Annotated in this window: 7 protein-coding genes; 4 read left to right on the forward strand and 3 right to left on the reverse strand. The window is 40.8% G+C overall.

Going from position 1 to position 7,806, the window contains the following annotated elements:
• The first annotated feature begins 62 nt into the window (after positions 1 to 62).
• Together K8F54_RS13885 and K8F54_RS13890 are read left to right on the forward strand one after the other, a co-directional pair.
• On the forward strand, positions 63 to 389 hold the full coding sequence (locus K8F54_RS13885; RefSeq protein ID WP_290791921.1) for a hypothetical protein: 327 nt from the start codon (positions 63 to 65) through the stop codon (positions 387 to 389).
• Between the two features lie 37 nt (positions 390 to 426).
• Entirely contained in the window at positions 427 to 2,634 is a 2,208-nt protein-coding gene (locus K8F54_RS13890; RefSeq protein WP_290791923.1) for a TonB-dependent receptor, read from the forward strand.
• Positions 2,635 to 2,665: 31 nt separating this feature from the next.
• On the opposite strand, the gene K8F54_RS13895 is transcribed toward K8F54_RS13890, so the two are convergent.
• The 3 genes from K8F54_RS13895 to msrA are packed head-to-tail and all read right to left on the reverse strand — an operon-like array spanning position 2,666 to position 4,170.
• Positions 2,666 to 2,974, reverse strand: coding sequence for a hypothetical protein (locus K8F54_RS13895; protein WP_290791925.1), 309 nt, complete (start codon positions 2,972 to 2,974; stop codon positions 2,666 to 2,668).
• A gap of 51 nt (positions 2,975 to 3,025) precedes the next feature.
• Entirely contained in the window at positions 3,026 to 3,625 is a 600-nt protein-coding gene (gene folE, locus K8F54_RS13900; RefSeq protein WP_290791927.1) for a GTP cyclohydrolase I FolE, read from the reverse strand.
• Positions 3,625 to 4,170 (reverse strand): peptide-methionine (S)-S-oxide reductase MsrA, encoded by a 546-nt coding sequence (msrA, locus tag K8F54_RS13905; RefSeq protein ID WP_290791929.1) that lies wholly within the window; start codon positions 4,168 to 4,170, stop codon positions 3,625 to 3,627. Before msrA ends, folE begins: the two co-directional genes overlap by 1 nt.
• A gap of 136 nt (positions 4,171 to 4,306) precedes the next feature.
• Between msrA and K8F54_RS13910 the strand changes: the two genes are divergently transcribed.
• Both K8F54_RS13910 and K8F54_RS13915 read left to right on the forward strand, forming a co-directional pair.
• Complete coding sequence (locus K8F54_RS13910) at positions 4,307 to 6,751, forward strand: DUF5916 domain-containing protein (RefSeq protein ID WP_290791931.1); 2,445 nt, start codon at positions 4,307 to 4,309, stop codon at positions 6,749 to 6,751.
• A gap of 91 nt (positions 6,752 to 6,842) precedes the next feature.
• The coding region (locus tag K8F54_RS13915; RefSeq protein WP_290791933.1) for a DUF5916 domain-containing protein at positions 6,843 to 7,806 on the forward strand (964 nt) is incomplete at its 3' end.

Here is a 7,806-nt window from a genome sequence, read left to right on the forward strand (position 1 = left end):
TTTGGAATTTTGAAAAGAAAATGCTTCGCGGTATGCGATTGGGCTTTTTAGTAGGTGAATAGATGTATTGTAAAAGCAACATACTTAAAATTACGTCGGCAGTTGTACTAACACTGGCACTTCTCTTACCCGCTGCCGTTCAATTTACCCATATATTTGAAGAGCATCCACATTCGCTCTGTACCGATCATTCGGTACACCTTCATGAGCAAGAAACCGATTGTCCCATATGCGATTTTCACCTTTCAACATTTACGTTTATCCCCTTGGAACAAGTGGCAGCTTCAATAGCAGCCATAAGCACTAAATCTGATTCCGTTTACGTTTTTTCAGCTAAAACAAATCTTCTTCAACATCCCGTTTCCAGAGGCCCACCCCTATTTTCTTAGCATATTTAATCGAAGTATTATTTTTTAAGAAAAAACCATGAAACAAATTCATTTTTTGCTTTTGGCACTCATCGCAGTGGCCGAAGCAACTTCCCAGAACAGTATTTCCGGACATTTAACAAATCAAGACAATGAGCCCATCTCAGCCACCGTTTATATTCCACAGTTAGAAAAAGGAACGATGGCGACTTTAGATGGTTATTATGCCATTACTAACATTCCCGATGGCACCTATACCATTGTATATTCCCTGTTGGGCTATGCCACCATTTCCAAGAAGTTCGACTTTTCAGACGACAAAACCTTAACTGAAGACCTTCAACTTGTAGAAACCGCTGTCGAAATGGAAGAAATCATTATTTCTACTCCGTTTCATAAACTACAGCGGGATAATGTAATGAAAGTGGAACGTGTGGGTTTAAAACAATTAAAGGCAAACGGTGCTGTGACCTTGGCCGATGGCATTTCTAACATTGCAGGGGTTGAAACCATTAGTACAGGTGTCGGAATTGGCAAACCGGTGATTAGAGGGTTGAGCGCTAACCGAGTGCTTACCTATACGCAGGGTGTTCGACTGGAAAATCAGCAGTTTGGAGACGAACACGGACTGGGGATCAACGAAGCGGGAATTGAAAGCGTGGAAGTGATTAAGGGGCCCGCCTCTTTACTTTACGGAAGTGATGCCCTCGGTGGTGTCCTGTATCTAAATCCTGAAAGATTTGCCGAAGTAGGAAAAACAAAAGCCGACATAGAGACCACCTATTATTCGAATACGAGGGGAACAACTACGAATTTCGGATTTAAAAACTCCTCGGAAAAACTAAAATTTTTAGTGCGAGCTGCCTATGTGACCCATAGTGATTATAAAACAGGTATCGATTATCGCGTGACGAATTCTCGATTTAACGAATCGGATATCAAAACCGGGCTGCGGTATCAAGCTACCCAAGTCACCTCTACCCTTCGGTATAATTACAATCAATCTAATATTGGAATTCCGGAAGAAATAGGCATTCAGAATACCGATAAGAAATTGCTACTCCCCAATCAAACTATAGACAATCATATTCTAAGCTCCGAAAATATGATCTTTTTTAACAACTCAAGTCTGAACATTAAAATGGGATACCTTTTTAACGATAGACGTGAATTTGAGGAGTCAGCATCGCCCACCTTACGTTTAAAATTAAATACCTTCAACTATGACGCTACCTATCACCTACCCGTACTGGGGCGTTTTGAAAGTATTGTCGGGGTGCAGGGCATGTATCAAAAAAATGCGAATTTTGGAGAGGAGGTGCTCATTCCCAATGCAACCACCAAAGACATAGGAATATTGGGAACCACACACTATCACTTAGAAAAGATCGATTTACAGGCCGGGCTTCGTTTTGATTCCAGAACGATACACAGTGTGGCAACCGGGGATATCGAAGATCAGGGGTATATCGATGCCATAAGCAAAAAATACACAAGTTTCAATCTCGCTGTCGGCGCAAAAATAGATTTTTCGGAAAGGCTTTTGGCTCGTCTTAATTTTGCCAGTGGTTTCCGAGCGCCTAACTTAGCTGAATTGACCTCAAATGGGGTGCATGAGGGAACCAATCGCTATGAAATTGGCAACCCAAACCTTGAAAACGAACAAAATTTTCAAACCGACCTTTCCATTGAATATAGAAACGAACATATTGAACTATTTGCCAATGGTTTCTATAATCTTGTAAACCAGTATATTTTTATCAGTCCCACCCAAGAAATGATCGATGAGAATGAAGTTTTTAAGTATGTACAGCAGGATGCTTATTTGTTCGGTGGGGAATTTGGTTTGCATATACACCCTCACCCCTTGGATTGGTTACATTTTGAAAGTACTTTTGAAACCGTTACCGGAAAACTGGAAAACGATGCCAATTTGCCGCTCATACCGGCCAATTCGTTTACCAACACCTTTCGGGTGGAGTTTAACAACTCAAAGTTTACCAAAGACAGCTATGCGTTTGCCAGCCTGAAAAGTACTTTTAAACAACAAAATACAGGAGCATTTGAAACAGCTTCAGAAGGGTACAATCTTTTAAATATGGGTGTTGGAAGTAGTTTTCAACTAAATAAGGTGTGGTTGCACATTGGTCTAAATGCCATCAATCTTACTGACCAATCCTATATTGCCCATCTTTCCAGATTAAAATTGGACGGCATTCCCAATATGGGTAGAAGTTTTCAATTGAATTTGAAATTAGAAATCTAACAAAAAAAGCCTCCCATGGGAGGCTTTTTTATTAGTCGTTCACTTTAACTTCGATGGTTTGCCGTTCGGGTTGTTTCTCTTTCTTCCAAACAAAGGTGTATAACCACATAAGTGTGAAGGTGGGAATAAAATCGGTTCCCGGCAATAATTCTTCTATAAATACCGCAATGGATGCAATCGTACCAGAGGCTCCCGAATACATATCATTCATTTTCTTGGCGGCAATAGGGGCCCAAATGATATCCAGAATAGGACCGGCCAGTGGAATGAACATGGTAAGCATTCCTATTAAGTCGAACAGAATTCCTTTGCGAAGTAATTTATATTTTGATGTGTTCATGATGTATTTAAAATAAAATTCACATAATAGAACGCAAGAAAGATGCCAAAATTATGCTAAGTCACTGCTAATTAGTTTCAAAAACTCGCTGCGAGTTTCAATCTTTTCGAACTGCCCTCGAAAACCGGAGGTCGTGGTAACACTATTTTGCTTCTGAACCCCACGCATCATCATACACATATGTGAGGCCTCGATAACCACCGCAACACCTCTGGGTTTCAAGGTGTCGTTAATACATTCTAGAATATCGTGGGTTAATCGTTCTTGGACTTGTAACCTGCGCGCAAACACATCAACCACTCGGGGTATTTTACTCAATCCCACGATATGTCCATCGGGAATGTACGCAATATGTGCTTTTCCGAAGAATGGCAGTATATGGTGCTCACAAAGGGAATATATCTCAATATCCTTTATAATCACCATATCGTGATAACTTTCAGCAAACATGGCGCTTTTCAGAATTTCTGCAGGATCTTGACAATGTCCCGAGGTTAAGAACTGCATCGCCTTGGCAGCTCGCTCAGGCGTATTAAGGATTCCTTCTCTGGTGACATCCTCCCCTACGCCTTTTAGAATTTCTGAAAAGTTATTTTTGAGTTCGTCGGTGACTTCGTGATTGTATTCTTCAAAAAATGTATAGGATCCCATTAGCTTGTTTTAAGTTTTTCTGAATAATATTTTTTAATCTTTTCAACCTTAGGCGATATAACAAACTGACAATAAGGCTGTTCTGAATTTTGGTTATAATAGTCTTGATGCCCTTCTTCAGCCAAATAAAAGGTGGTTAACGGCTCTAACTGAGTTACGATTGGGTTTTCAAAAACCTTGTTTGCAGTGAGTAATGCGATAAAAGCTTCGGCCTTTTGCTTCTGAATTGCATTCGTATAAAAGATAGCACTTCGATATTGTGAACCGCGGTCGTTTCCCTGTCGGTTGAGGGTGGTAGGATCGTGCGTCGCAAAAAAAACTTCCAATAAGGTGTCTAAGCTAACTACCGCCGAATCGAATGAGATTTCAATCCCCTCGGCATGTCCCGTCCTTCCGGAGCACACCTCCTTATACGCAGGGTTCTTTATGGTTCCTCCCGTATACCCGGAAACTACTTTTTCGACACCATCAATCCGCTGAAACACGGCCTCTGTACACCAAAAACACCCCCCGGCAAAAACTATTTTTTCTAAATTATGCTTCATCTAATAATCAATATGGCAATTTAATTCAACTTACTATATAAAAGTAGGGGCATTTTAACTTTTTATTAATAGTTCGCCCCAACCGAGTATCTTAGTTTTGTTAACATCCCCTTAAAATTAGGAATCAAAACAATAAATGGGCTCTCAATACACGATTAAAGGATATCTCATTCTAATTACTTTTCTGATGGTTGGCCCATTATTAGCTCAAGGGAAAAAAACCATTGAAGCTACTAGAATTACTGACGCACCAAAAATAGATGGCATCTTAGACGATGCGATTTGGAAATCATTACCATCCTACGGAAACTTTTTTATGTACGAGCCGGGAAATGAGGGTGTCATTCCTGAAGCCTACAAAACCGAAGTCAAAATGGCCTATGATGATAAGGCTGTCTATGTGGCTGCCTATATGTACGATCCGAACCCCGAGACAATTCCCAGTCAGTTTTCCCAGCGCGATGAAATATTTGTTCAGGCCGATCATTTTTCAATTGCATTAAATACCTACAACGATGGTATTAATGAGACCCACTTTTTAGTGACAAGTGCCGGTACTATTGGGGATGCGGTAGCCAGTAGAAATGATTTTGACTTCAGCTATAACGTGGTGTTTGAAAGTAAAATTTCTAAAGACACACTCGGTTGGTATGCCGAATTTAAGATCCCGTACAACGCACTGCGATTTCCCGAGGTGGAAGTACAGGACTGGAGTGTGAACTTTTATCGAAAATTAATTCGTCAAAACGAAACACATACCTGGAATTTTATTGATAATAGTGTGGGAGAAGAATCTCAATACAACGGATTGGTTACCGGAGTTAGAAATATTGATCCACCGATCCGACTCACACTGTTCCCTTTTGCACAAGGACAAGTAACGCATTATGATGGTGAAACTGAAACAAATTTCACCGCCGGAATGGATATTAAATACGGACTGAGTGACAGTTTTACACTAGACGCAACCCTTGTCCCCGATTTTGGGCAGGCTTCTTTTGATGAAGTCACTCTAAATTTAGGTCCGTTTGAGCAAACATTCGGCGAAAACAGACAATTCTTTACGGAAGGCACAGATCTTTTTAACAAGGGTCGCATTTTCTTCTCACGTCGCGTTGGTGGGCGACCCAGCGGGGATGTTGGAGAGCTATCCGAAAATGAAGTAATACGTGAATTCCCAGAAAAGGTAAATCTTTTAAATGCCCTTAAAATTTCTGGAAGAACAAAGGACAAATTGGGTGTTGGATTCTTTAATGCCATTTCTGAAAAGACCTACGCCATTATTGATGACACCATTACTAATTCTTCCCGAAAAATACTGGTAGAACCCATCGGTAATTACAATATTGTGGTTTTGGACCAACAATTTAACGACAACTCTTCTATTTCATTAATCAATACAAATGTTACTCGGGATGGGCATTTTCGCGACGGCAATGTTTCTGCCTTTGTCTTCGATGTGGCCGACAAGCAGAATCGCTTCCGAAGCTCGGGTCGGGCCATCGTTAGTAATGTGAATACCGCAGATGGTATGACAACCGGCTTTCTTTCGGAACTCGATATCTTCAGAATAAAAGGCAGGTTTCGATACAGAATAGGACACGATTTTGCGAATAACACCTTCGACATGAATGATCTGGGAGTAAATTTTCAGAATAACTTTAACAATTTCGTGGCCGGGGTTTCATATCAAATTTTTAAACCCAATAATTTGTTTAATACCTATCGCATCGAATTTACTGCGAGACATCTTCGGCTGTATAAACCCAATGTACAAACCGGAAACTCCTTTAATATCAATAGCTTTTTTGTAACCAAATCTCGCTTCGCCTTTGGAATGGATATTGGCTACAATACCAAGAACGACGACTATTACGAGCCTCGTGTGACAGGACGTTTTGTCACAAATGGGGCTAACTTAGGAGGAAATACCTGGGTGTCTTCGGACTACCGAAAGAAATTTGCATACGATGTTCGCCTGGGGTATCGTGAATATTATGACAGTGATCCCCGAAAAAATTATTTTTTAGACTTTGAACCTCGGTACCGCTTTTCGGATAAATTACTATTGATTTTTCAATCTGAATTCTCTATTAGAAAAAAAGATTTCGGCTTTGTAGAAGAAACCGACACCGATATCATCTTCGGACAACGAGAACGAACCGATATCGAAAATTCTATCCAAGCCAGCTATAATTTCGATCCGTATAAGGCAATCGACCTGCGTTTCCGCAATTTTTGGAGCATCGCCGACTATAGTGACAATATCTTTTTTAAACTCAACCAAGACGGTAGCCGAAGCGAAATTCCGTATCAGTACGACGCCACCGAAAATAATCCCAATGCAAATTTCAATATCTGGAATTTAGATTTGAGTTTTCGATGGCGCTTTGCACCGGGAAGTGAGGCTACACTACTCTACCGCAATCAAATTTTCAACTTCGACACGCTTTCCAGTCTAAACTATGGAGAAAGTGTTTCTAACCTTTTTAAACAACCCCAACAAAATACACTATCCCTGCGCATTACCTATTTTATCGATTACAACAACGCAAAAGATATTTTTAACAATAAATCCTAGAGAATGTATGACAATTCATATTTTTTTTGAGATATCTGTAACAATTGAGTAAAAAGACTAGTCTTTTATCAAACATCAATCAAAACCATTAATGAAACAGTCGATCTTAGTACTACTTCTTTTTATCTGTACCATCTCATTTTCTCAAGACAAAAAATCACTCGCCATTAGCCGAACTTCCGAAGCTCCAAGAATTGATGGGGTGCTGGATGACACCGCTTGGATAAATGCAAACGAAGCCAAGGATTTTACACAGTTTCGCCCCGAAATGGGGGTGACCGAAAAGGCCCATCAAAAATCCATTGTTAAAATAGTCTACGACAACAACGCAATCTACGTGGGTGCCTATCTACACGATAAGCCCGAAGATATCATGAAACAATTTACGAGTCGGGATAATTTTGGTCAGGCCGATTTTTTTGGAGTTGTCTTAAATCCAAATAATGATGCACAAAACGATACCGAGTTTTTCGTGTTTAGTTCCGGGACTCAGGCCGATGCCATTGCCACGCCCAGTAACGGGGAAGATTTTGGTTGGAATGCGGTCTGGGATAGTGCCGTTAAGATTGTTGCCGATGGCTGGATCGTCGAAATGAAGATCCCCTATTCTACCCTGCGTTTCTCGAACCAAGAAGTGCAAACATGGGGATTGCAATTTCACCGAAGGTTTCGAGTTGATAATTCACAATATTCCTGGAATCCTATAGATCGCACCAAAGGAAATATAGGATTATATCACGGAGAAATAACCGGTATCGAAAATATCGAACCGCCTACTCGATTGAGCTTCTACCCTTTTGCTTCGGCATTGGTACGCAGTTACGACGGGGAGTCGGACGATGATTTCAGTGCCGGGCTGGATGTAAAATACGGTATCACTGAAAACTTTACATTGGATGCCACCCTGGTCCCCGATTTTAGCCAGGCGGGCTTCGACAATGTACAACTCAATCTAGGTCCTTTCGAGCAGACGTTCTCCGAACAACGCCAATTCTTTAAGGAAGGCGTTGACCTGTTCACAAAGGGAAATTTATTCTATTCCCGTCGTATCGGGG

This window comes from Altibacter sp., from assembly GCF_019913785.1.
Lineage (GTDB): Bacteria > Bacteroidota > Bacteroidia > Flavobacteriales > Flavobacteriaceae > Altibacter.

Excerpts from the sequence above, each read along its gene's own strand:
- K8F54_RS13885 (WP_290791921.1), top strand. The coding sequence starts at position 63 with ATGTATTGTAAAAGCAACATACTTAAAATTACGTCGGCAGTTGTACTA.
- K8F54_RS13890 (WP_290791923.1), top strand. The coding sequence starts at position 427 with ATGAAACAAATTCATTTTTTGCTTTTGGCACTCATCGCAGTGGCCGAA.
- K8F54_RS13895 (WP_290791925.1), bottom strand. The coding sequence starts at position 2,974 with ATGAACACATCAAAATATAAATTACTTCGCAAAGGAATTCTGTTCGAC.
- folE (WP_290791927.1), bottom strand. The coding sequence starts at position 3,625 with ATGGGATCCTATACATTTTTTGAAGAATACAATCACGAAGTCACCGAC.
- msrA (WP_290791929.1), bottom strand. The coding sequence starts at position 4,170 with ATGAAGCATAATTTAGAAAAAATAGTTTTTGCCGGGGGGTGTTTTTGG.
- K8F54_RS13910 (WP_290791931.1), top strand. The coding sequence starts at position 4,307 with ATGGGCTCTCAATACACGATTAAAGGATATCTCATTCTAATTACTTTT.